The sequence below is a fragment of the Ferrimicrobium sp. genome (assembly GCF_027319265.1).
Taxonomy (GTDB): Bacteria; Actinomycetota; Acidimicrobiia; order Acidimicrobiales; family Acidimicrobiaceae; genus Ferrimicrobium.
Map to the genome: position 1 here is coordinate 320,702 of NZ_DAHVNP010000031.1, position 24,156 is coordinate 344,857.

The 24,156-nt window shown below is 56.6% G+C and carries 19 protein-coding genes; 8 read left to right on the forward strand and 11 right to left on the reverse strand.

Annotation, left to right across the window (positions count from 1 at the left end; genetic code table 11):
* Nucleotides 1–92: 92 nt before the first annotated feature.
* The 4 genes from M7439_RS05745 (at nt 93) to M7439_RS05760 (ending at nt 4,227) form a co-directional block, all read left to right on the forward strand.
* Complete coding sequence (locus M7439_RS05745; protein WP_298339864.1) at nt 93–239, forward strand: hypothetical protein; 147 nt, start codon at nt 93–95, stop codon at nt 237–239.
* 391 nt (nt 240–630) lie between these two features.
* Complete coding sequence (locus M7439_RS05750) at nt 631–1,974, forward strand: hypothetical protein (protein ID WP_298348845.1); 1,344 nt, start codon at nt 631–633, stop codon at nt 1,972–1,974.
* Nucleotides 1,952–2,596: a hypothetical protein gene (locus M7439_RS05755; protein ID WP_298346548.1), complete on the forward strand. Its 645-nt coding sequence runs from the start codon at nt 1,952–1,954 to the stop codon at nt 2,594–2,596. Before M7439_RS05750 ends, M7439_RS05755 begins: the two co-directional genes overlap by 23 nt.
* A complete protein-coding gene (locus tag M7439_RS05760) occupies nt 2,593–4,227 on the forward strand; it encodes a hypothetical protein (RefSeq protein WP_298346550.1) in 1,635 nt (544 codons plus the stop codon). The genes M7439_RS05755 and M7439_RS05760 overlap by 4 nt, the downstream gene beginning before the upstream one ends.
* Nucleotides 4,228–4,789: 562 nt before the next feature.
* On the opposite strand, the gene M7439_RS13035 is transcribed toward M7439_RS05760, so the two are convergent.
* Complete coding sequence (locus M7439_RS13035) at nt 4,790–4,954, reverse strand: ATP-binding cassette domain-containing protein (protein ID WP_366525179.1); 165 nt, start codon at nt 4,952–4,954, stop codon at nt 4,790–4,792.
* 215 nt (nt 4,955–5,169) lie between these two features.
* Between M7439_RS13035 and M7439_RS05765 the strand changes: the two genes are divergently transcribed.
* Complete coding sequence (locus M7439_RS05765; protein WP_298346552.1) at nt 5,170–8,487, forward strand: S41 family peptidase; 3,318 nt, start codon at nt 5,170–5,172, stop codon at nt 8,485–8,487.
* A gap of 565 nt (nt 8,488–9,052) precedes the next feature.
* Here M7439_RS05765 and M7439_RS05770 read toward each other — a convergent pair.
* From M7439_RS05770 to M7439_RS05810, 9 genes are all read right to left on the reverse strand, one after another.
* Nucleotides 9,053–9,904: an ABC transporter ATP-binding protein gene (locus tag M7439_RS05770; RefSeq protein ID WP_298346554.1), complete on the reverse strand. Its 852-nt coding sequence runs from the start codon at nt 9,902–9,904 to the stop codon at nt 9,053–9,055.
* Nucleotides 9,901–10,908 (reverse strand): ABC transporter ATP-binding protein, encoded by a 1,008-nt coding sequence (locus M7439_RS05775; RefSeq protein WP_298346556.1) that lies wholly within the window; start codon nt 10,906–10,908, stop codon nt 9,901–9,903. Before M7439_RS05775 ends, M7439_RS05770 begins: the two co-directional genes overlap by 4 nt.
* Nucleotides 10,909–11,847, reverse strand: a complete 939-nt coding sequence (locus M7439_RS05780) for an ABC transporter permease (RefSeq protein ID WP_298346558.1) — start codon at nt 11,845–11,847, stop codon at nt 10,909–10,911.
* A 49-nt stretch (nt 11,848–11,896) separates the two neighbouring features.
* Nucleotides 11,897–12,883 (reverse strand): ABC transporter permease, encoded by a 987-nt coding sequence (locus M7439_RS05785; RefSeq protein WP_298346560.1) that lies wholly within the window; start codon nt 12,881–12,883, stop codon nt 11,897–11,899.
* A 45-nt stretch (nt 12,884–12,928) separates the two neighbouring features.
* Nucleotides 12,929–14,560: an ABC transporter substrate-binding protein gene (locus M7439_RS05790; protein ID WP_308464408.1), complete on the reverse strand. Its 1,632-nt coding sequence runs from the start codon at nt 14,558–14,560 to the stop codon at nt 12,929–12,931.
* 382 nt (nt 14,561–14,942) lie between these two features.
* On the reverse strand, nt 14,943–16,769 hold the full coding sequence (locus M7439_RS05795) for a hypothetical protein (RefSeq protein ID WP_298346565.1): 1,827 nt from the start codon (nt 16,767–16,769) through the stop codon (nt 14,943–14,945).
* Nucleotides 16,759–17,832: a LacI family DNA-binding transcriptional regulator gene (locus M7439_RS05800; protein ID WP_298346567.1), complete on the reverse strand. Its 1,074-nt coding sequence runs from the start codon at nt 17,830–17,832 to the stop codon at nt 16,759–16,761. The genes M7439_RS05795 and M7439_RS05800 overlap by 11 nt, the downstream gene beginning before the upstream one ends.
* A 230-nt stretch (nt 17,833–18,062) precedes the next feature.
* Nucleotides 18,063–19,070, reverse strand: a complete 1,008-nt coding sequence (locus M7439_RS05805; RefSeq protein ID WP_298346569.1) for an NADP-dependent oxidoreductase — start codon at nt 19,068–19,070, stop codon at nt 18,063–18,065.
* Between the two features lies 1 nt (nt 19,071).
* Entirely contained in the window at nt 19,072–19,830 is a 759-nt protein-coding gene (locus tag M7439_RS05810; RefSeq protein WP_298346571.1) for an HAD-IIA family hydrolase, read from the reverse strand.
* A 103-nt stretch (nt 19,831–19,933) separates the two neighbouring features.
* Between M7439_RS05810 and M7439_RS05815 the strand changes: the two genes are divergently transcribed.
* Nucleotides 19,934–20,776: a hypothetical protein gene (locus M7439_RS05815; RefSeq protein ID WP_298348836.1), complete on the forward strand. Its 843-nt coding sequence runs from the start codon at nt 19,934–19,936 to the stop codon at nt 20,774–20,776.
* Nucleotides 20,777–20,914: 138 nt separating this feature from the next.
* Here the strand turns inward: M7439_RS05815 and M7439_RS05820 are convergent, their stop codons facing one another.
* Entirely contained in the window at nt 20,915–21,901 is a 987-nt protein-coding gene (locus M7439_RS05820; protein WP_298348833.1) for a lipopolysaccharide assembly protein LapB, read from the reverse strand.
* Nucleotides 21,902–22,132: 231 nt separating this feature from the next.
* Here M7439_RS05820 and M7439_RS05825 point away from each other — a divergent pair, with 231 nt between their 5' ends.
* A complete protein-coding gene (locus M7439_RS05825; protein WP_298346579.1) occupies nt 22,133–23,737 on the forward strand; it encodes an ABC-F family ATP-binding cassette domain-containing protein in 1,605 nt (534 codons plus the stop codon).
* Nucleotides 23,738–23,783: 46 nt separating this feature from the next.
* Complete coding sequence (locus M7439_RS05830; protein ID WP_298346581.1) at nt 23,784–24,152, forward strand: DsrE family protein; 369 nt, start codon at nt 23,784–23,786, stop codon at nt 24,150–24,152.
* Nucleotides 24,153–24,156: the final 4 nt, after the last annotated feature.

Below are 24,156 nucleotides of genomic sequence, written 5' to 3' on the forward strand. Positions count from 1 at the left end.
CGATGGCTGCACACCACCGACACATCCGTGGTACGAAACGACTTTTGTGGGCGGACCGTTGAGCTGTCAGAACCTCGACACATACTAAGGACATGACCAAGAAACAACTCGAACTCTTTGAACAACAACAGCAGCCGCTTCACTCATCGGAGTACCGGCGTGAGTTGGGCCTCCACGGAGTAGCCAAAGTTCGGCATACCCTCTCGAGCGTGAGCTTTGCGCACCGAGATGTCGCCTAACCGAACTCCTACCCCCGTACACCATAAGACAAGTACCCCTGGCACCCAGCGCCGTGCAATAAAGATATGCTGCGGTCGGCGAACGTCAAAAGTCGCAGAGCTCACACCACTTTCACCCCAACATCGGCGGGACCACCGAACCGTCAATCTTTGGCACCGCCACTGCTACCGGTTGGGAGGTATGCCCCTTATTCCAGAGGTATACCCGTGCACGCGCACGCCAGGTTGGCAGACGACTGGCAGCAAGTAATCGTCGCATCGCATCGACGGCATGATCGCGACGCGAGGGATGACTAGCGATACCTCGGCGAGCTTTTCGCGCCGGTTCCCTTGTACGTCAGTCTCGATCTTACCCGAGTAGATTGGCTGGCGCGTCCTAGTACTACTCTGGGTGTTCAGTTTTAGCCTGTACTCTGCCGATATTCACCGTGTGTTCGGATATTTTCTCTCGCTGCACCGAGATCAACAGGGGCTCTCACTGGTGAGCGTCGTTGTCGCGTTCACCATCTTGGCCATTGTCGTCGGACCCGCGACTTATTTGATCGAACAATCTACGCAGCTGTCAGTCGCATCGCGCAAACAAGTCACCGCCTCCGACCTGGCCCAATCTGAGATACAGGTCCTCAATGCCGAGGCGAATCAATCATTTTCGAACCTCACAGCGATGCTCGGGACCACGAGCCATACCGATACGGTTGGCCCAATCACCTACACGATCACCGACGACCTGTACTGGACCGAAGGCACCAGCAATCCTGACGGTTGTAATGCCAATGGTGGATCGAGCCAGGTCCTAGAACCAATCCTCTCAGCCTCGGTGACGGTGACCTGGACGAATATGGCGCCATTCCCACCGGTACGCAGCACCACTGGCTACCACGTACCCGCTGGATATAGTTCGCCGACAACGGGCTCCGTTCTGGTGGTCGTAGAGAACCAAGCAGCCGCGCCAGACGGCGACATCACCGTGCACCTTACCGCCCAAGGCGCCGCCAGCGATAGCGCGCAAACAGTACAGACTGACGCACAAGGCTGCGCCTATTTCCCCTTCCTGGCACCGGGTAACTATACGGTTACACTCGCCGCACCCAGTGGTCAAGATTGGATAAGTCCTACGGCAGACCCAACCCCTTCCCAGACCCTCTCTGTGACTGCCTCTGCCAACTCCCAAGCCGACTTCACTTACGCTCAAGCAGCTACGATCACGATCGCCTCACCGAATATCACCGTCCCTTGGCAATTTGGGATCTCGCTCGGATCGACTTCACTTCCCGGAGGCGAAACGGTCTATGCGTCAGGCGGTACCACCCCAATCTCCAATATCTTCCCGGCGATCTCGGGTTATCAAGCTTGGCTTGGCCAATGTGCGCTGTACACCTCCTTCTCAGGAGTCGGTTTGGGACCGACCGTGGTGGCGCCCCCGGGAGGAAGCATCACGCTCAACCTTCTTGGACAACCAGTCACCCTCACCGTAACGAGTCACGGGTCGCCGGTTGCGAACGCGGCTGTCCATATTATCCAAACGACCACCTCGGGGGTGCCTCTCCAGGGCTGCACCAATTCGCTTACCGACATTGGTACCACTAACAGTAGTGGGCAGCTGTCCTTCCTGGCCCCCATCGGTGCAATAACCTTGACCATCACCTCTGGGTCCTCTAGTCTCGTCTACCCATCGACCGGTGCCCTTGCCACACCAGGGGGAGAAATGCTCGATGTTCCAATCACACTCCCTTAACAACGACGATGGGCTCGGCATCGTGGAACTCGTCATTGCAGCAGCATTGACCGGCGTGCTGAGTCTGATCACCTATAAAGTCATCACCTCATTTGAGGTTATCCAACAGGCCACGCTCAGCTCGCAAGCGGCGACCGCATCGTCAGATCTCGGCTCTACGGAACTCACCAGGCTCTTGAGTCAGGCCACGACGACCGGAGATGGGGCACTCCTGGCTGCCTCACCATCCTCGCTCAGCTTCGATGCCATCGACACGAGTGGCAGGCTTGGCATCGAAGATATCTGGGTCACGACAACGCAATGTCCTTGCCAGGTGGATGCGCGATTCCTGACCCAACAACAGTCCTCGACACCCATCACAAACCTCGGCTTCACGCTTGCATCACCTCAGCTATTTTCCTATTACCAGACGCCATCGAACCCCAGCCAACTGACCCAAGCTGAGGTGGCCGTCCCGACCGGAGGTACGACCAATCCGACCATCCTGGCCGGAATCCATCTGATCGGCGTCACGATCACCGAGGACGTAACCGATCAGGGAACAACTACCAGTCAGACGCTGGTGGCGCTTCCCGGATCAACCTCACCCACACCGACCATCAACGAGGAGGAAGCACCATGAAAGAGCACGCTCGAAACGAGCATGGCGACGCACTGATCCTGGTCATCATCGCAGTCATGTTGATCACCCTGATCCCAGCTGGTCTGGTCGCTGCATCAGTCGGTCAACTACCACAGACCAAACAACGACAAGAAAATCAAACCGCACTCGCCGCAGCCCAGGCAGGCGTAGCCAATTACGAAAATCTCTTAGATCAGTACTCGATCAACCAGCTCGGCAACTACTGGCGCTACGACGCTAACAACCTTCCTCCAGTCACCAACACCGCACTGACTGGGTGGGAACCAGTTTCCGGGTCCTCCACCGAGTTCTTCCACTATGCCGTCAACAACACCCAGACCGCCTCCAGTGGCATCGTGCAACTCCTGGTAACGGGTGCTGCGGCGAGTGGCCCAAACACCCAGTACGTCACCCTCAACGCCTCCTTCCGATCCCAAAGCTTCCTCAACTATCTGATCTTTGACAACAAAATGCTGATCGATCCAGTCTTCGCCGTGCATGCGGCCCGACTGCCAAACAACAAAGCCGAGAGCGACTGCAACTTCTCCTTTGCCCAATCCAATGGCACAAATGGCCAGCCTCCTAACGGACCCATCCTCCCCACCTGCGAGCAACTCCTGAACTTCTACGTCACCGGTCAGACCTTCAACGGTCCGGTCTTTTCCAATGACATGTTCTACTTAGCCGGCGACCCCGTTTTCAACGGTCCCGTCTACTCTGCCTCGGCACTGACCAGCGGTAACAGCTCCCACCCCTACTGGATTGATCCCATCAACGCCTACTTAAACGGCAACAACGTCGACAACCCCGTCTTCAATATGGGGGGCAACGTTCAATACCATGCCCCGCTCGCCCTGCCGCAGTCGGACCAGGATCTTGAACAGATCGCCGCCGCCGGTGGCTGTCTTTACTATGGACCCACGCAGGTGACGCTCAATGGAACGACGATGACGGTGGTCTCCCCACAGACCAAGAACACCAACTGCGTCGGCAACGATATCCCGCTTCCCGCAAATGGCGTGATGTACGTCGCTAGCCTGGCAGAGGCTAACAGTCAAACCTGTGCCTCTGGAACCATCAACATCGATCAGCAGGACGCCCCATGTCAAGAGGGGAACCTTGACATCCAGGGCACCCTCAATGGACAGCTCACTGCCGCATCAGAGAACAACATCACGATTACCGGCAACCTTGAGTACGCCGGTTGTGGAGCGAACGGCACCTCGAGTCTCCTGGGCCTGATCGCCGACAACTTCGTTCAAGTAAGCAAAGACTTTACGCGCACGAACTCCACGCCCGATACTTGTTACTCCTATCCATCGAATGATCCCGTTATCATGGCGGCGATCCTGACGCTCCAGCACTCGTTCGCAGTGCAAGACTTCTGGAAACTCCCCTTCGAAGGAACAATCTATCTGCATGGGGCCCTCGCCGGCAACTATGCCGATATCGAAGGCACCTTCCAGGGAACAACCATCACCAACGGCTACGCGACGAACTACAGTTACGATCCTCGACTCGCCTATCTCTCCCCTCCCTACTTCCTCACGCCAGTAGCAAGCTCCTGGACCACGTTGAGCACCGTGACGGTGGATAATCCCACTGGTCTTCCAGCCCTACCCGCCACATAGTGACTCCGGATGGAGGCACCATCGGGAAACGTTCTGTGGATATGAGTCGCCCCGCAGATGGGCCAACAGAATCCCGAACTAGGTGCAGAGAGGGAGGGTCGTACGCTGGGCCGCTACCCACGGGCCGCCACACCCATCAGAAGCTTTGCCACGTCACGCCAACGAACGACTTCTGCGTACACCAACGCTTGCAAGTGCTTTGGTGCGGTAGACCAGACCGCGCACATCGCGCCCAGGATCCCACAACACCCTCACACAGCGCATCTACTGCGGTGTGGTACGACCAACCAATCCCGTACGTCCTGCCGTCGATCACCATCACGATGCACTAGTCCTGTGCAAGGGCTGCCGAGTTACGTCGGCGTCTCAGGAGTGCTCGCCTCCGAGATCGTAGCACCATCGAGCACCTTCTCGATATCGAGACCCCTGGGATCGCGTGGCACCCCTTCCTCGACAATCCTGCCCTTGTTTAGCACGAGAATATGATCGGTCAGGACCCTAGCGCTCAATAGATCACGGGGCTAACGAACTGGCCCAGCCCACGATCGCATTGCAGATCGGCTCACAATGTACGAACACCCGCTCGTAGTGTTCCATCGCGCATCGAGCCAGCCTCATCGGCAACGAGCAGTTGTGCCTCACATGCGAGCGCTTGGATAATGAGCATTCGTTGGTGTGAACCGTCAGAGAACTGATGCGGTAGTTGCCCTATGAATGGCTTCAACATTGACAGTCCGGCCCAATCACGACCTACACTCGTCCAGGTTGATAGCTGGCGGGAATGAGCATTCGACAGACGCTAAGCGTCGGCCCCTCAGGGCTCCAGAGTCAGTGCGAGAGCGGTTGTTGGAGCGGTGGAGGACGTGCCAGCCGACTAGGTCTGATGCTCTCGCAGCGGCATCTGTAGACGCCGCGCGAGAGGGAGAAGGATAGGCTGTACTCATGTCAAACTCTCGTCACCAAGCTAGTGATTCCAAGGACCAGCGGGCTTACCTTCGTCAACCCACGGTTGCTGGTGATTTGATCGCCTTTGTCGCCGAGGATGACATCTGGGTCGCCGACCTCGCCGGTGGAATCGCCGAGCGCCGCAGCCAGAGTGCTGGAGAGCCAAGTGATCCGCTGCTTGCACCCGATGGGAGCTGGCTCGCCTACATCGGTCGCGATACTGGGGAGCCAGAGGCTTGGTATCTCCCTACGAGTGGCGGTCCAAGTGAGCGTCTTACCTCATTGGGGGTCGAGTCACTACTCGGGTTCGATGCCGAGAGACGTCTCATCTTCTCAAGCGCCGCCGGTGAGCCGTTCTATCGCCCGCGGGGCCGCCATGGGGGCGATCACACCTGGGCGTACGCGATTGACGTAGAGAATCCGGGCAACAAGGAGCCAGAGCGACTTGCCTTTGGGCCAGTCAGTGGTCTTGCCTTTGCGTCTCCCGACACAAAGAGCACCGGTGGAGTAGTGCTGGGCAGGTACGCCGGAGAGCCGGCATGGTGGAAACGTTATCGTGGTGGCACCGCAGGCCAGCTTTGGGTACGACCTCCGGCGAGCGACGGTACCAATCCGAACAGCGGAACCCCTCGGTTTGTCCAAATTCTGAAGCAACTTGGTGGCAATCTGGCCTGTCCAATGTGGATCGGCGATCGCGTCTACTTTCTCTCCGACCACGAAGGGATAGGCAACCTCTATTCGGTTGATCCGAACGGAGAAGACCTCATCCGTCATAGCACTCATGATGACTTCTACGCGAGAGATGCAAAAAGCGATGGTCGCGTCGTCGTCTACGCTGCAGGAGGGGAACTCTATGTCTTTGCACCCGAGAGTGGGGCGCCCGAACCCATCCCAGTCAGGTTACCCGGAGCTCGGGCACAACGTCAGACCCGCTTTGTCAACCCAACTAATAACCTTGGTGAATATGCGCTACACCCTGCGGGGCACACGCTTGGTGTAGTTGTCCGGGGCAAGCCCTTTACGCTCCCACTCTTCGACGGGGCAGCTCGCCAGCATGGCAATCCCCAAGGAGTCCGCTACCGCCTGGTCGCTTGGCTTGGGGACGGTTCAGGGCTCGTCGCACTCAGTGATGAGGGAGGTGAAGACACTCTCGTTGTCTTACCGACCGATAGCAGTGCCACCCGCCCCTTGGCGATTCCAGGGATGTCTGGCCTGATCGATCTTGCAGCGTCACCAGACGGGCACCTGGTTGCCGTCGCCACCCTTGATCGTCGGCTCCTGTTGATTGAAGTGGCCTCAGGTGAGTGGCGTTTGGTTGACGAGGCAACCGACGGGTGGATTCGCGACCTTGCCTGGTCTGCAGACTCCTCATTGGTCGCCTATGTGGTACCGGTAGGAACCCATACGACGCAAATCCGCCTTTCCAAAGTAGCGGGTGGTCCCCCGATTGTAGCGACAACGGGCGAATTTGCCGACAATCGGCCAGTCTTTGATCCCTCGGGGAAATGGCTTGCCTTTCTTTCCCGTCGAAGCTTTGACCCCGTTCCCGACATGGCTATTTTTGATTATGGCTTTCCACTCGCGGTACGGCCGTATCTTCTGACGCTTGCCGCTAGCACTCCCTCACCGTTGCATCCAGAACCACGAGGCATGGGGGAGGCAAAGCCTGCCGAACGAAGTGCGGCTAGCTCCGACGACACGGCACCCGATCCGGGGCAGTCACCGGTGGAACTCGATGCCGAGGGACTCACCGATCGAATCCTTGCCATCGAGGTGCCAGAGGGACGCTATGACGCGCTAGCCGCAGTCGGAACGAAGCTTTTGCTTCACAATCGCCCCGTCCGTGGCGCCCGCAACGCCAACCTTCTGTCTGACACCTCCGAGGGTACCCTAGAGGCATTTGATCTTGCGACCGGCATGCACGAAGTGTTGGCCAAAGGTGTGAAGTCGTTCGTGGTGTCGGCAGATCACAGCACGCTGGTCGCGAAGTTTGGCACACGACTGCGCGCGATGGCCGCTGGTGCCAAGCCCTCGGAAGGTGGAGGTGATGAGCCGGGCCGAGCATCCGGCTGGATCGACCTCAAGAGAGTTCGGGTCGAAGTGGATCCCCCCTCCGAGTGGCGCCAAATGATGCAAGAGGCATGGCGACTCCAGCGGGATCATTTCTGGGTCGAAGATCTCTCAGGGGTCGACTGGCAGACGGTCCTCGACCGCTACCTACCGCTTGTCGGCAGGATAGCGAGTAGGGCTGACCTATCGGATGTACTTTGGGAACTCCAAGGCGAACTTGGTACGAGCCATGCGTACGAGATCGGTGGTGACCATCGCAGGCCGCCAATGTGGACCACTGGTCGTCTTGGTGCAGATCTTGCACTTGACGAGGAGAAGGTATGGCGTGTCCGCCATGTGGTCAAGGGGGACGTGTGGAGTCCTGAGGACGGCAGTCCGCTTGCGGCGGTTGGGGTTGGAGTTGTCGAGGGAGAAGGGATCGTCGAGATAGCCGGACTGGCGGTTGGTCCAGCAGTGTCACCCGCCCAACGCCTGGTGAACCGCGCCGGGATCGACACCGAGCTTACCATCCTCGGTTTAGGAGGCGAACTGCGTCGAGTGGTGGTTCGGCCACTCGCCGATGAGCGACGGGCGCGCTATCGAGAGTGGGTCAGCCGAAATCGCACGTATGTACATGAATCGAGCGGTGGGCGTGTTGGCTATGTGCACGTTCCCGATATGGGCGCACCTGGTTTTTCAGAGTTCTTCCGAGCCTATGGGCGCGAAGCAGAGCGAGACGCGCTGGTCATCGATATTCGCCACAATGGTGGTGGACACGTATCCGGTCTGCTCATTCCACGCTTGGCGATGCGGCGCCTTGGGGAGGCCATCTCTCGCTGGGAGGCACCGGAGGGGTATCCGGAGTCCTCTCCAACGGGACCATTGGTGGCAATCGCTGACGAGTGGGCTGGCTCTGATGGCGATATATTTGCTCATGCATTTCAACAGCTCGCGCTTGGTCCTGTCGTTGGGACCAGAACCTGGGGCGGTGTAGTCGGCATTTCGCCGTCGATTCAACTGGTGGACGGAACCGTCACTACGCAACCCGAGACCGCGTTCTGGTTTGATGATGTCGGATTTGGGGTTGAGAACCATGGCGTGAACCCCGACTACGAGGTACCGATCACACCCGAAGACTATGGGCAAGGGCACGATCCCCAGTTGGAGCAAGCCGTGACGCTTGCTCGGGAAGCCCTGCAACGTACTGTTCGGCCGCGCCCCGATCTCTCCCAGCGACCACCCCTTCAGCCGCCGCACCCGGACTGATGAACGCGTGCAAGTCCGGATTCTATGCAAGAAGGGGCCGTGCACTGAACGCGGTAGCCTCACTGGTGAGCGCACGGTGATAGTGATCAATTCATCACCCGGTAAGACCCTTCCAGGTCGCCCAGCCCTCCGACTTGCCCCTTGATCACGGACTCAGTCACGGTGTTCCTCAGCAAAGGGGCCGTTGGACCTTTCGGCTCCTTCTCCACTTGGCCAATTGTGGACCTCCAACTCCAACCAGCGCCTCGGGTTGGTCATGCGATGGCTTGCCCGGTGTTGGGCGCCAGTCCGCCTGTGGCGCCTGGTGTGATGAACTACACTGATAAATCCCCCGGTCCCAGCAGACTATTGCGCTGGTCGCAATGAGTTGCCATTCTTTCCACGTGAGCGGTCGATCACCGGGGCCTCACTACTCCAGTTCTATCGACTCATGCGCACCCACGAGGTTGTGTCGCCGAGAAGACCCGCCAAGAGTTTGCGCGACAGACGACTTCGCTCAGCTCTACGCGGTGGTGCACATAGCCCCGCTGTTGGTCCAGTGTCGGCCGCACATCGAGCCAGTGCACTACGCGGTGCCCGGGTGAATGATCGCCTCCGGTGTCGCGAGGGCATCCAGCAGCTCCTTGGTGTAGGGATCTTTGGGATGTTGCAGCACCTCTTTGGTCACCCCTTCCTCGACAATTCTGCCCTTGTTTAACACCAGGATGTGATCGGTCAGGACCCTGGCACTCAACAGATCATGAGTGATGTAGAGCAAGCTCAACCCACGGTCGCGCTGCAGATCGGCTAACAACTTGAGAATGCCCGCTCGGAGCGATACATCGAGCATCGATACAGGCTCATCGGCGACGAGCAGTAGTGGCTCGCAAGCAAGTGCTCGGGCAATGACCACGCGCTGGCGCTGTCCGCCAGAGAGCTGATGCGGTAGCTTCTCCACAAATTGCTTCGACGGAGCCAATCCGACCCGCTCTAACAACTCCTCTGTGCGATTGCCCGCCTCTGCCGTAGACATGTTGAGATAGTTGACACACGGCCTCGACACTGCGTACCCAACAGTATGTACGGGGTTGAGCGCTCCATATGGGTCCTGAAACACCATCTGAACCCTTCGGTGCAGCTCCCGTAGAGACCGACGCGGCAAGTGCGCCATGGAAAAGGGACCAAACCGAATATCACCAGCGTCCGGCCGTTCAGTTCCGGTAATCAACTTCGCTATCGTCGACTTTCCGCTCCCGCTCGCCCCAACTAAGCCAACGGCCACGCCAGATGGGATCACAAAGGAGACATCATCAACGGCGAGGACAACCCCCTTGCCACGCCGCCGGCGATAACCCTTTGACAGGTGCTCGACAGTGAGTGACGGAACTCCATCAGCAAACCCTGATAACTGCTTCGACAACTCCTGATCTCGCATCATTTATGCAACCCTCCTCCCTTCTCTTCGGCGGCAAACCTCCTTCGAAGACAGGCGATCCTTCCACCGCCCTCAACCTCGGCTAGCAATGGACGTTCACGCCAACAGCCATCCACGGCTATCGTGCATCGTGGAGCAAAGGCGCACGCCAGGTCGGGCATTGAAAGATCTGGGGGAGAACCAGGAATATCCTGCAGGACAACTTCGTCGGCCCGAGGATCGGCGTAACAGTGAAACAGGGCTTCGGTATAAGGATGGTGCAAACCCGTGCGAAGCATCTGTTGCGATGCTTGATCTTCGACTATCCTCCCCGCATACATCACGATGACTCGGTCGGTCGCATCAAGGACCACTGACATATCATGGCTGATTAAGAGTGCTGTGAATCCTCGACTGCGCTGCAGCTCTTTGATGGTCTCCATCAGCGCAGCTTGAACAATCACGTCGAGTGCCGTCGTTGGCTCATCAAAAACGATGAGCTCGGGCTCGAGTGCCAACGCCAAGGCGATCGCAGCCCGTTGACGCATGCCACCAGAGAGCTCATGAGGAAAGCGACTGAGCGACCCCGCATCGAGTCCCACCATCTTGAGCAACTCCGCCCCTCTTTCGTGAACTACACCCTTGGACCAATCCTCTCCTTCCTTTTTGTGCGCTCGCAGCACGTCACCAATCTGATGCTGAATGGTCCGAACCGGATTGAGCGCATTCATGCCGCTCTGAAGGACAACAGCAAACCCCCTGCGGCGCTGCTGTCGCAGTTCTTCACCACTCAACCCTGCGATGTCGACTCCGCGAAACTCGATCACGCCACTCTCGAGGAACGCCGGTGGCTGTAACATCTGCGTAAGAGCGAAACCTAACGTAGACTTTCCACACCCGGACTCCCCCACCACGCCGACAAACTCGCCTTCATTCAAGGAGATATCCACGTCGCGAACTGCCCAAATACGCTCGCCGCGCCCTGGTTGATAGACAACGTTCACACCCTTGGCTTCAAGAAGTACCATTTAACGCTCGCGCAGTCGTGGATTCGATAGGGCATCAATGCCGAAATTGATAAGAATGAAGGAAAGTGCCAACAAGACGATCGCAAGCCCGGGTACAAAGACGAGCACCCATTGACCCGTGAGCAGCGCGTTATCGTTCTCAGCCCAATACAGAATGGAACCCCAACTCACAGTATTAGGATTTCCGAGCCCAAGGAACTCGAGACTTGCCGCTGCAATCACCGCAGCGGTGGCGGCCCCAAAAAAACTCGCGGCTGCCAAGGAGATCATATTAGGGAGAATCTCACGAAAGGCAATACGAAAAAGCCGCTCACCCGAGAACACCGCAGCAGTTACGAAATCTCGCGTACGTAACGTTGCCGTCTGACTCCGCATCACGCGCGCGCCAGTCGCCCATCCAGTGAACCCAATCACTAGCAGTATCATCCAAGTTGAGTTACTTCGCAGGTAAGCGGCGATCACTATCATGAGCGGCAACCCAGGTAGTACCAGGGCTAAATTCGTGGTAAAACTCAAGACTTCATCGATAATGCCAGGACGGAAGCCGGCAATCAATCCAACCAACAGCGCCAAGAACGTGGCAAGAAGGCCCGCCCCCAACCCCACCAGTAACGAGACCCGAGTGCCATAGATCATCTGCGAGAGCACATCTTGGCCGTTGCCAGTAGTGCCCAACCAATTCACCGCGTTCGGGTTTTGATAGGGTCGAAAGTTCGTAGCCGTCGGTGAATGCGGAGCCAGCCACGGAGCGAGGATTGCCACAACAATGAAGAAACCAAGAATGATCAAACCCACTCGAGCCTTACGGTTCGACCAGAGTGTGACAAGTGCCCGTGTGACAAACCGCAATCGCCTCGGAGTTTCACGGAGCCGCCCCCCGATTGTAGGGCCCTCATCGACGTCGTTCTGCATCGGAGTAGCTGGAGGAACTATCGCCATGAAGCGCTCCCTTCGACCGTCCATCGCACCGGTAGCTTCACGGTACATCTCATACCTCACGCACCCGAGGGTCGAGCCATCCATAGAGTAGGTCCACCAGGAAAATCGTGACCAACATGCTCACGGTGATGAGGAGGAAGATGGCCTGCATGAGAGGATAATCACGGTTGTCAACCGCGAGGAGCAGAAGGCTCCCAATCCCCGGATACCCAAAAATGCTCTCGACTAGCACTGATCCCCCAATCACCGCCCCCAACGCTAAGCCGAAACCCGTGACATTGGGAAGCAGCGCATTACGAGCGACGTACAGCAAGGCAATCGTCCTGTCACGCAACCCATTCGCCTCAGCGAAAAGTACATAATCCTCACCAAGTGTGTTGATCATGTTATTGCGCATCCCCAGCACCCACCCCGCGAGAGATGTGACCACCAACGTAACCGCCGGAAGAATACTATGGTAAACCGCATCTCCCAAGAAAGAGAAGGTCAACTGTGGAGCTGCACCAGGTGTATACCCCCCAGTCAAAGGAAAGAGATGGTACTTGAAGCCCAGGAAGTAAAGCAATAGGAGACCGAGAAAGAATGGCGGGAAAGCCGAAAAAAAGGTGGAGCCTACGGTGACTACGCTGTCGACGCGCGACTGCCGTCGCCAACCTGCATAGACACCGAGCAAGGTTCCGATAACAAACGCGATCACTGTGCTCGTTCCAACCAACACCAACGTCCACGGAGCAGCTGACAAAATAGCGTGAGCTACCGACTCGTCGGTGATCGAGTAGGTCATCCCGAATCGCAGCTGTGAGATGTTGACTAGATAATCGCGATATTGGACCCATAGGCTGGAATGCGGTAACCCCAACTGGATCTCGATGGCCCGTTTGGTGGCTTCAGTGACCGTCTGACCACCCGCCGCCAAACGGGCCAGTGTCGCCTGCACCGGTGAACCAGGCATCAATCGAGGAATGACAAAATTCAACGTGACCGCTGCCCAAAGTGTGAGCAAAAACATCGCTCCCTTTCGGGCGAAATACCGCATCGCATTCCTCCTTTCTGCTGGCTCACCAACGCACTAGGGAACTACTTACGAGGGACGCACGTGCATCAGAATAGCGAGCAGATCATCATCCCAGGTGGCAGGCAACGTGTAGGGATTACTCGCCGATGGCCAACCAACCCAATGCTTGGTGGTGAACATACCCCACATGCCCCCGTAATAGAGGTCAACAATCGGTGCCTGCGTGTACATCAGCCGTTGCAGTGGATATGTTGCCTTGATCATCGCTGAGGTAGTGGTTGCTGCCGCAAGATTTGCTAGCTCGGAATCCACTTGGGTACTCTTGAAGCGCTCCCAGTTACTCACTGCAGCTGACTTGATAGGCGCGGCAAAGGAGCTGTTCAGAATGGGGTTAAACGTGCTATAGGCACTACCGCTACCACCAAAACTTCCCATCGCAGCCTGGAATTGACCCGCCTCCGTATCAGTCGTATAGACAGCTGATGTCGGTTCGTTCAACGTGACATTCATGCCTACCTTCCCTAAATCGGTGGCTATCTGTTGAGCGGCTCCCACCCAGTCACTGTAGTTATTGGGCTCCATAATCGAGAAACTCACTTGTTGCCCAGATCCATTGACCAACTTCCCGCCCTTCTCGGTGTAGCCAGCCAACTTGAAGTACTTTAACGCGGTGGCATCATTTTGTGTAATAAGTCCATCGTTAGGAATGGATGGATCCGTCCAGGCTTGCTCACCAGGGAGAATCAGACCCGTTTGCGGAGCGACCGCCTCCACACCAAAGACCGCTTTGTTCTCGACCGCTTGCCGGTTAATAGCGTAGGAGATGCCGCGACGGAAATCAGGGTTATTAAACGGCGCCTCGGTCAGGTTCATGAACAGCGCCACCACACCTCCGGCCGGAAACCAATACTTGTTGTATTTCGGATTCCGTGCCACATACGTCGTCTGCACGTCGGGGAAATAGTTGTACGAGAAGTCATACGTATCATTGGCAACCAACAGCTCGTTCGTAGATTGGCTAGAGGAACCAACGAGGAACGCGACGGTCTCCGGCTTCACGTCGCTTGCCTCGAAGGAGAGGGGATTTTTCTTGAAGACCGACTTTGTTGGTGCGTAACTATCGAAGGTATACGGGCCAGTGACCACCGGTGAGGTAGCTGTGTAGGTGACAGGGTTGGCGACCTTCGACCACACGGCTTGTGAGACGATCGGTACCGATGCTAACGAGAGATTCAATGGCACATCAGGGACACTGAGTTTAAAGATAATCGTGTCGCCAGAAGCGGTGACCGAGGATAGCTGATCCCAGACGCCGCCACCGTCGAGTGCTGGATACTTCTTTAACATATCAAAGGTGAAAACCACGTCTGCAGGAGTGAAGTTCGTGCCATTGCTCCACTTCACACCCTTGCGTAACGTGAACTCCAAAGTCGTTGCATTCACCGCTTTAAAGGATGTCGCCAACTCTGGAGACAACGTACCATTGATAGGGTCTACCAACATCAGCGAGTTGTACATCAAATCAACACCAAAGTTGCCGTTGTATGGATTCAAATTGTTCACGGTAACTGGTGCAGTGGTCCCCTCAATTGTGAGTTGGCTGGTCGTCGAACCCGCAGGGGATGTCGTGGCCGAACTGGCACTCGATGAATTCGAAGCACCACATGCGGCAAGCGTCAGTGACAGAACTCCGGTCATTACTCCTAATTTGGCCATCAACGCTAGCCGCGAACCTTGGTGACCACTCTTCGACCAACTCTTTCGATACATATTCATCTTCCCATTCATAAATTCTTCTCCCAACATATTGCAATCGCCCATCTACGAACCCGATCGCTTCTGGGCATCACCAACCGAATGCCTGCCAGCACATTGTCCGGCTTGTCGTCCACAACTCGCCTTGCGTATATCTGCCTCAACGCAGAACATCGCTAGCTCTCTTGATCCCCAATTACCACTCCCTTGTTGACCCCCTTCTCCTCACAACATACCCAAACGGATCTCACTACTTGCAGCGCGCCGTACCAGTCCGCTCACGACATTGCGCCATGTGCGCGATCCATCGTCACTGACATAAGCCTCACAACGCCTCCTCAATCGGTCGAAGGCGTAGCCGAGCGACCCCCGGATGTGGCAGCGTTAGATGCAGGTTGGCCCGCCCCTCGATCGCAGAGATCATCTGGGGATCTTCGTGATAAAGCTGGTCGCACCGGCGTAGCTCATCCCACTGGCGCCCATCAGGCCAGTCGATGTCGTCCGACAGGTGCGCCACGATGTTGGAGTGAAGCTCATCGACCCTAGCGATCGCGATGCTGTACTGGGAGGCAGGGAGCTGATCGACAATCAAATCCACTTCCCGATCCAGTCGTGGATCGCCACGCATTACCTCAGTGTTGATGGTTCCATTCCACAAGAGAATGTCAATTGTCCCATCTGAATGCCGAGATGCCTGCACATCAACCGTCGCCCGTGAGGCAGATATTCTGCTCTCTACCTCTTGCGGTCCTTGATTCGCCGCCAAATAGACAGCCCAGTACCGAGGTTTACGTAGGTTACCAACGCTCAATAGGCCAAAGCCATCATGGAAGAGCCTCGGCGGCCGACCCAACTCTTCAAAGTGATCACTCACCACCCAGTAGGCCAAGGCGTCAAGTCGGCCCGCCGTCGCTCGATAGCCAGCAAGGATAAAGGGTGCACCTGCCACCGCATCATGTACTGGGCCGAAATGGGTGCTCCCAACCCCCCACTCCGTCCAATAGATAGGGAGGTCTTGATAGCCAATGCTGTCGAGAACTGGGCGAAAATCTAGTGGCAGATTACCGTAGGTATGCGTACTCACAAAATCCAGAGGTCCATCCACCTCACGAGTATGTCGCGCCAACGCTTCAACCCATTCGCTTGCTGCACTCGAAGGACCACCGACCTGCAAACTTGGATCGACCTCCTTGAGTGCGAATGCTGACTCGTCATAGAGTCGGAAATAATCCTCTCGACTCCCAGACCAGAAGACCTCCAGGTTGGGCTCATTCCACACTTCAAACGGCCACTGTGCGACCTCTTCAAGACCGTAACGTTCTACCAGATGCTCCGCGAACGACCTCACCAGCAATCTCCACTCGGACCAGTCAGTCGGCGGAGACACGATGCCGCGGTAGGTAAAGACCGTCTTCGACGGATCACTTGCCAATGCCTCTGGCATAAAGGAGAGTTCGACAACCGGTCGTAGCCCAATCTCAAGGATTTGATCGTAAAGAGTATCGATAACCCCAAAATCAAAGTCAAGCGTCCCAGTGGCTCCACGTCGAACTACCCGTAGATCATCATGAAAGATTGCATGAGCCCTCACCCATCGCACTCCCAATTCGTCATGGGCGATCCGCAATGCCTCGTGAAACTCACGCCCGATATCATTCCCGTAGGCGTCTTGACCCATAAGCAGTTGCGATAGCCTTTCGGAACCGACCATGTTCCACACCGGATGGAGTGGACCTACCACCGTTGAGGCGCCGACCGCAACCCGCAACGGCACCGCAGCACCTGGAAGCGTGGCGGCACTTACCTCTTGGGACCAATTGCCTGACCTCGCTTCCGCAGTGCTCACGGCAGCGATCCTGAACAGATAATCGATCCCATCATCGAGTCCCGTCACCACAAAAGATGGCCCCGCGACGGCTGCCACATCGCTACCGCCATGCCGCAACAGAGATGGTTCCCCGTCCTTTCCGGTACACTCGATCACATAACCGACTGCTCCATCCACCTTGTCCCAGCTCAGTCCAATGCAACCAACGTCGGAGGTCGCCACCACGCCCATCGGCGGCGGTAGGTAGGAGTCTGCCCGCTGGGAATCCGAACGATCATAGATGCGCTCCTCCCAATCCTTACGGGCGTCGATGCTATCGGTCATCTCGCAGTTCCTCTCGTTCACTAGTCGCCGACAAGCTGCTTACACAACCGCAGCTCTCACGCAGTATCAACTCAGTGGAGAGATAGAGTGTCTTCCTAGTCGCGTCCGGCTGGCGTATCCGAGCGAGCAACAGCTCGATCGCTGCCTCACCCAACTCACGCATCGGCTGCCGTACGGTGGTCAACGGCGGGGTGACATGTCGCGAAACAGAGATATTATCGAACCCCGTAATCGCTATATCACCGGGCACGTTGATACCCGCCGTTCGCAAGACACTCATGGCCCCAATAGCCATCTCATCGTTTCCAAAAACAATCGCTCTCGGCGGCCGACCCCCAGCAAGTAGTCGCTCCATGGCCGTACGTCCCCCAAGCTCAGTGAATCCACCCTCGGCGGCTGGATGCAGCGGTAAGGTTCGTCCAGCTTGCGCAAGCGCTTCACAAAACCCCGCAAACCGCTCACTCGAGTCCGGCGAACCTTCAGGGCCCCCGACAAAGACGATATTCTCATATCCGTGCGCCGCAAGAAGGTGGGCTGTGATGTCGCGCGCACCAGTACGGTTGTCTACTGCAACATGGTCCAGCGAACGTCGCCCAGGTCGATGCGCTAGCAATACGACCGGCACCATTCTGGCGATCGCCGCAACATCCTTATCAGCAAGGCTTCGTGACATGATGACAAGCCCATCGACCTTACTCGCAACAGAATACGCAAGATTCTTCCCGCCAGATGCTTTCAGCGCAGCGATCAGCACAGCTTGACCAGCATGCGTAGCTACACGCTCTGCTCCACGGATGACCTGATCGACATAGAGAGGTGATTCCTCCTGGCCCACGTCCGGTTCTCCGAGATCGGGGAACAGGAGCCCGACAATGCCCGCCCGACGAGATGCAAGACCTCGTGCGGCGCCGTTTGGCACCCAACCTAGCTCCAAGGCGGTAGCGAGAACGCGCTGACGAGTGCGTTCCGAGCCAAAAGTCTCATCCTGCATGACGCGAGACACGGTCGTTGTAGAGACACCACAGCGTGCAGCAACCGCATAGATCGTTGGACGATCCCCCAATCTCGACACCCCCCTTGTCTTGCAACGCACCATCTTGTGTACCGCTTAACTATATCAAGGAGCAACAGCCATATGAACAGTTTGCGAACATTTCGTTACGGGAGCTTCTCAAATCTTCAGAATACGCCTCGGACAACCCTCGCGGAAGACTCCGTACCCGACGGACTACCCCGCTGTGGTCGCGCGAAGCGATCCTCAATCTTGCTGAGCAAACGTGGGTACGCGAGCGGTTACTCGGTCGAGACCCGTACGAGCATTTTGCCGATATTCACCCCAGTGAACAGGGACAAGAAGGCATTTGGAAGACTTTCAAAGCCATCAACGACCGTCTCAAGAGACCGCAACTGCCCCGAGCGCACCCATTGGGTAGCCAGTGACAGGTACTCGCGATAGAGTTGCAAATGATCTGAAACGATGAAACCTTGCACTTGCAGGCGTCGACGCACCACCAGCCCCTCGAAACCTCGCGGGCCAGATGGAGGCTCGGTGTCATTGTACTGAGATATCGCCCCACACAGCAGAATACGTCCAAAATCTTTCATACGGTATAGTCCCGCTTCAAACTGGGAGCCGCCCACGTTGTCAAAGAACAGACTGATACCATCAGGCAACGCGGCACGCAACATTTGCCCAAAGTCCTCGCTGGCGCGATAATCAATTCCCGCACTAAAACCAAGCTTGGCCAGCTCTTCCACCTTCGTCGTTCCGCCAGCGGAACCGACGACACGAGCACCATGTATCTTTCCGAGTTGGCCAACGACCGAACCGACCGCTCCTGCTGCGCCTGTCACCAAAACTTCATCCTCAGAAGTTACCTTGCCCAATACGACCAAACCCACATAGGCCGTCAACCCAGTCATGCCAAGGACACCAAGATATGCCGACGGTGCGACGCCTTCTTCTGCCGGAAGTTTCCATAACGTTGCCGCATTGGCGACAACGGAAGTGGCCCAGGGAAACTCTCCCCGGACTAGTTCACCCACGCGATAGCCCTCGACATTGGACTCCACGATTTTACCAATCGCCGCTGAACGAATCGCTCCTCCTAGTTCGAAAGGGGCAACGTAGGAACGAGCGTCCGACATGCGACCTCGAAGGTACGGATCGACGGAGAACACCATCGGCTCGATACGCACATCGTTGTCGCCGAGAAGAGGTTCTTCTTGCACCACTTCATCGAAGTCGTCCATCGTCGGGACACCAACCGGTCGCCGTGCCAATACCAACATCCGCACCATGTCAACCTACCTTCATTGCTACTATTGCCGCCAAACTGCCAGCTTGCAAACTCACCGGGATGTCGGGGTCATGCTCTTCGCGTACCCCGGAATGCACTAGCCCAAACTCAACACCAAGGCGCGCTGCGAAACGACCGTCAGTACTTAAGCGATCCCCAACCATAATGGTCTCATCCGCCAATAGCGGTCGGACCAACTGCACCATAGGATCCTCAGGTTTGCCAGCAAAAATTGGTTGGGCACCCGTGGCGGTTACTACCGCAGCGACCAACGCTCCCGTTCCGGGAACGACAAGCCGCTCAAGCGGGTACGACGGATCGGCATTTGTCGCAAGGAATCGGGCACCTGATCGGATCGCCACACAAGCATTCGACATGTCAGCATAACCAAACTGGCGGTACCAACCCAAGACAACTGTGTCAAGCCCTTCGGCATCCTCCAGTCGCTTTGGCACTACAAGATCGGCTCCAACGTTCTCAAGCTCCTCAATCAATCCCAGCTCGCCAATCGCGAGCACGCGTTCCCCTTCCTTCACCAGCGTCGCAGCCGCCATCGCCGAGGTGAGAATTTCCTGATGACTGGCCGTCACCCCGAACCGCGCTAATTTGTCGATGTACTGGGTCCGTGAGAGGGAGGAATTATTCGTCACAAAGCGAACTTGGTGACCAAGTTCTTTCAGCCGCGTGATCGCCTGGACTGAACCTCCAATCGGGGTATCGAGTGTCCACACCACCCCGTCTAGATCGAGCAACCACTGCATACTTCACTCCGTCCTACGCATTAACCTTACGTCTCAAATGAGAAATCTCAACACCACCCCAGGCTACCCGGCCACCATGCTATGCCCAACGAACGTACCTAGGGTGGAGCCAATCTCGCTCATCCACCTAGACGCCGAGGCCGCAGGTGTGGAAGGATTCGACGATGCGATACCAGGTACTCGGTTATCGCCAAACCTGATCCATGAAGATGTGCCCTCGTACTATCGCTACACCATTGCCACCACGAGGACTGAGGAACGGCTGCGTATTCGAGGTCTCGTCGTCGGCTTGCCACATCTTGGAACAAACCCGCCACTATGGATCGCCATTGATACGCACGATCTCGACGCTATCTTGGCTAACCAAGGTGGCTACCTTGGCAATGTAGCCGACAACAACGGCATCATTCACCGTCTCGAACACTACGACGGACCGGCCCTTGACAGAGTGATCGCCGCGATCCTCATTGATCAACCGGCGCTCACAATACTTGAGCGCCCTGGAGGGGCGCCGGTCGATCTCGCCCCCGTTTTCATCACATCGCTCGAGGTCGCCGCCACATGCTTGCGACCAGCAGTGACAGTTGAACCAAGTCAAGATGCGACCGCAAGAGCCAAAAACTGGCTTCTCTCGCTATCCACAAGTCAGGATGCACAAGCGATCACTGACAGGGTTGCCTGCTACCACACCCAAGAACAAGAGATCACATTTGGCATGACAAACCGGTCTCCCCGGGACATGGACAAGCCGGTTCTAGCGCATCCCTCGATGGCGTGGACTCAAACAGAGGGAAAGATCACATGGTATCCCAACTTTGCAGCTCTGCGCGAAATCGCTGCCTCAAGGGACCGGGCGCTGTGCTTTCCTGCCAATGTTGCACTAACGCCATCGACAACGATCTTGGCTGGGGCTTGGCAGAAAAGTCATGACATGAAGGCGCAGTGAAGCGTACACAAGCTCAGGAACATCTGTTCCATCAGGCCTAACGGCGGCTTACCCTCTTGCTCTCACAGAAGTGCCAATCACCACAAGCCATGAGTGTTGTCAGTTCGGCGGAGACCACTGCCTTCACCGTAACTGACACTAACTCAAGACGGCAAGACGTTCGGCAACGTCATAGAGATTCTTGTCTTCTTTAAACAACTGTAGGTAAATCTCTCGAGCTCCAGAGGCATCACCAGCACGCTCGAAAAGTTGAGCCAGGAGATATCGTTGCCGAATATTTGTCAATGCGGTCCCACGGCGCTCTTTAGCTAGACCTTGTTCCATCAACGCGATAGCCTCAGCAAGCTTCCCCTGGTCCGCCAAGGCACCAGCATAGACAATGCGTCCCTCAACAACAACTTCCTTGGCTGGAGACGCTTCACGCAGACGCAACCACCATCGCTCCAACTCGCTCGTCCGACCAAGGGCCCGTGCGCAGTCCATCAGCACAGGCAGTTGATCGAAATTGTCTGTCGCCTTATGAACCTTACGCAACACACGAAGCGCTGCATCGTAGCGAGCGAGGCGATAGAGGCTCAGACCCATGAGCTCCAACACTTCCGGTTCATCCGGGTCCATCGAATCGATTCGGCGCGTAATGCGCAGCGTCTCCTCGAAGCGGTCACGCTCATAGGCTTCTGTGGCTCGTGCAAGCAACTGTTGCATAGCTGAGCGACTCTTGCCTCGCATTGATGGACGTTGGGAACGTACCTTGGAAGTCTCTTGACTCGCATCACGGATCCGCGCCCTCGAGGGCGCATCGCCTGACTCTTTTTGCAACCAGCGCGATGCATGAAAACGAAGCGATGGAAGACTTGATGGCTCACTTGGCACAGACTCGGAGGCCACCGCCTCGGCCTCTACCCAATCCAAACCAGGCTCTGCCCGTTGATCGACTCCGCGGTCACGATCGGGTCGATCCTGGCGATCAGGTCGTGGACCAGAACGGAAACCTCCGCGGTCACGATCGCTATCTCGTGGTCGGGAGTATCGTGGACGATCACCGTCTTGGCTGCGGGGGCGATCGGGTCGATCCGACGAACCCGACTCGCCAAACTGCTGAGGGCCGTCTGATCTATCTGACATATTGTTGTACTCCGATGATGTGGGAAGAATAAAGAGGAAAATTTTGCGCCAGACCATCCTAACCGGTACCGACCCAGGATGCTGATGTTTCCGTCTTTCCCAAGCCTGAACAGGCACGGTCACCACAGCACTTCTCCCCTTCTACTATTTCATGACGCCAGAAGGAAGAAGCCTCTATCAGGCATCCCTAGTAGACTCTAACGAGGTCACCATCTCTCGGAAATGAGCCCCATGCTTGTTCATGCCAAGTCACTACAGTTCGAATACGGTGCCCGAGTTCTCTTTGATGACCTCAACTTGCTGGTCGACAAGGGAGATCGTGTCGGTCTCGTCGGTCGCAACGGCGCTGGCAAGACCACCTTGATGAAGATTCTCGCCGGCGAGCTCGAAGCCAAAGGGGTCCTTGAGCGAGTGGGCAGCGTCGGCTATTTACCACAGGACCCTCTCGCCGCCGATCCAAAGCTCACTGCACTCTCGCGGATTCTGTCGGGACGTCAACTTGATGATCTTTTCGCCAGACTCACCGAGCTCCAGCAGCTTATGACGGAGACAGATGCCTCCGTCCGAGAAAGCGCTACCAAGGAGTATGGTCACGTGGAGACGCTCTTTGCCAGTCGAGACGGATACCGCGCTGAATCCGATGCCACCGTGCTCGCGAACTCCCTCGGTATCGAAGCTCACGTTCTATCGCAGCCAATTGGGGTACTCAGCGGTGGACAACGACGACGGATAGAGCTTGCGCGTATCCTCTTCTCCGAAGCAGACCTCTTGTTGTTGGATGAGCCTACCAATCACCTGGATGCTGACTCCATCAACTGGTTGACGGACTTTTTGAAGAACTTTAGTGGCGGGCTGATCGTCATCTCCCACGACGCGAGGTTACTCGAATCCGTCGTCAATCGAGTTGCCTTCCTTGACCCGCAACGTTCGACGCTTGATCTGTATACCCTCCACTATCGCGCCTATCTCGTCGCTCGCGCCGAGGACGAGGCCCGCCGACGGCACCTCTACGAGGTGGAGACAACCAAGGCGACCCAACTCAAACGCCAGGCCGATAAGATGCGTGGCTCCACAGCAAAGCGTGCTCGCAAAGCCAAAGTTCTTGACCGACGGGCAACACGCATACTCGATAACGTCGACGATGTTCGCGCCTCCGACAAGGTCGCCAATATCCGCTTTCCCCAACCTCTGCCCTGCACCAAGACCCCAATTCAAGCCAATGGACTTGCCAAGTCCTATGGTTCATTGGAGGTCATCAGCGGTATCGACCTCGCTATCGATCGGCAGTCACGGGTCGTCATTCTCGGCCTTAATGGAGCGGGCAAGACAACACTCCTTAGGTTGCTGGCAAACGTGGAGACTCCCGATGCTGGTGAAATCCATCCCGGAAAGGGTCTCGTCATCGGTTACTATGCCCAAGAGCATGAGATGCTCAGCCCTAACCTTACTCCGCTTGAAAACCTCCGTAAGAGCGCGCCAGCTGATGTGACCGACACCGACTTACGGCAGATCCTCGGCTCATTCATGTTTACATCTGAAATGTTCAACCAGCCGAGCGGGACCCTATCGGGTGGCGAGAAAACTCGTCTTGCCCTTGCAACGCTTGTGTCGCAACGTGCTAACCTACTGCTGCTCGACGAACCGACCAACAACCTTGACCCGGCCAGCCGTGATCGTGTCCTTGCAGCGCTCCGTAGCTACACAGGCGCTATCATACTGGTGACCCACGACCCTGGAGCCGTCGAGGCTCTCCAGCCCGAGCGCGTCCTGATGTTGCCCGACGGTGTTGAGGATTACTGGAACGAAGAACTCTTGGAACTTGTGACGTTGGCTTAATCAGGCTCTCAAAGTCTTCCAAGGTTCAGCCAGTAGGCTCACACACATGAACACGAACCAATCAAGCGACACCAAACTCGAAGTAGTAATACAGCTCGACACCCCAGATCAGGAAGGCTGGCAACAGGTACTCCGTCAGATAGAGAACCTGCTAGCTGAAGATGATTCTGCCTCCGTCGAGGTGGTCTGCTCTGGCAGGGGAACCGACCTTATTCGACGTGACACCACCCACCTCTCAATCGAGCTCAACAACCTTGCGGCTCGGGGTATTTCGTTTGTTGCCTGCAACAACTCTCTACGCCAACGGTCGATCCGAGAAGATGAACTCTTCCCGTTTGTGACCATAGTGCCAAGTGCCATAGGAGAGCTCATTCGGGCTCAGCGTGATGGCAAGGCCTACCTAAAGTTGGTCTAGTTCT

Excerpts from the sequence above, each read along its gene's own strand:
- M7439_RS05755 (WP_298346548.1), top strand. The coding sequence starts at position 1,952 with ATGTTCCAATCACACTCCCTTAACAACGACGATGGGCTCGGCATCGTG.
- M7439_RS05770 (WP_298346554.1), bottom strand. The coding sequence starts at position 9,904 with ATGATGCGAGATCAGGAGTTGTCGAAGCAGTTATCAGGGTTTGCTGAT.
- M7439_RS05825 (WP_298346579.1), top strand. The coding sequence starts at position 22,133 with ATGCTTGTTCATGCCAAGTCACTACAGTTCGAATACGGTGCCCGAGTT.
- M7439_RS05790 (WP_308464408.1), bottom strand. The coding sequence starts at position 14,560 with ATGACCGGAGTTCTGTCACTGACGCTTGCCGCATGTGGTGCTTCGAAT.
- M7439_RS05775 (WP_298346556.1), bottom strand. The coding sequence starts at position 10,908 with ATGGTACTTCTTGAAGCCAAGGGTGTGAACGTTGTCTATCAACCAGGG.
- M7439_RS05785 (WP_298346560.1), bottom strand. The coding sequence starts at position 12,883 with ATGCGGTATTTCGCCCGAAAGGGAGCGATGTTTTTGCTCACACTTTGG.
- M7439_RS05795 (WP_298346565.1), bottom strand. The coding sequence starts at position 16,769 with ATGACCGATAGCATCGACGCCCGTAAGGATTGGGAGGAGCGCATCTAT.
- M7439_RS05805 (WP_298346569.1), bottom strand. The coding sequence starts at position 19,070 with ATGGTGCGGATGTTGGTATTGGCACGGCGACCGGTTGGTGTCCCGACG.
- M7439_RS05830 (WP_298346581.1), top strand. The coding sequence starts at position 23,784 with ATGAACACGAACCAATCAAGCGACACCAAACTCGAAGTAGTAATACAG.
- M7439_RS13035 (WP_366525179.1), bottom strand. The coding sequence starts at position 4,954 with ATGTTGAAGCCATTCATAGGGCAACTACCGCATCAGTTCTCTGACGGT.
- M7439_RS05760 (WP_298346550.1), top strand. The coding sequence starts at position 2,593 with ATGAAAGAGCACGCTCGAAACGAGCATGGCGACGCACTGATCCTGGTC.
- M7439_RS05780 (WP_298346558.1), bottom strand. The coding sequence starts at position 11,847 with ATGGCGATAGTTCCTCCAGCTACTCCGATGCAGAACGACGTCGATGAG.
- M7439_RS05820 (WP_298348833.1), bottom strand. The coding sequence starts at position 21,901 with ATGTCAGATAGATCAGACGGCCCTCAGCAGTTTGGCGAGTCGGGTTCG.
- M7439_RS05745 (WP_298339864.1), top strand. The coding sequence starts at position 93 with ATGACCAAGAAACAACTCGAACTCTTTGAACAACAACAGCAGCCGCTT.
- M7439_RS05810 (WP_298346571.1), bottom strand. The coding sequence starts at position 19,830 with ATGCAGTGGTTGCTCGATCTAGACGGGGTGGTGTGGACACTCGATACC.
- M7439_RS05765 (WP_298346552.1), top strand. The coding sequence starts at position 5,170 with ATGTCAAACTCTCGTCACCAAGCTAGTGATTCCAAGGACCAGCGGGCT.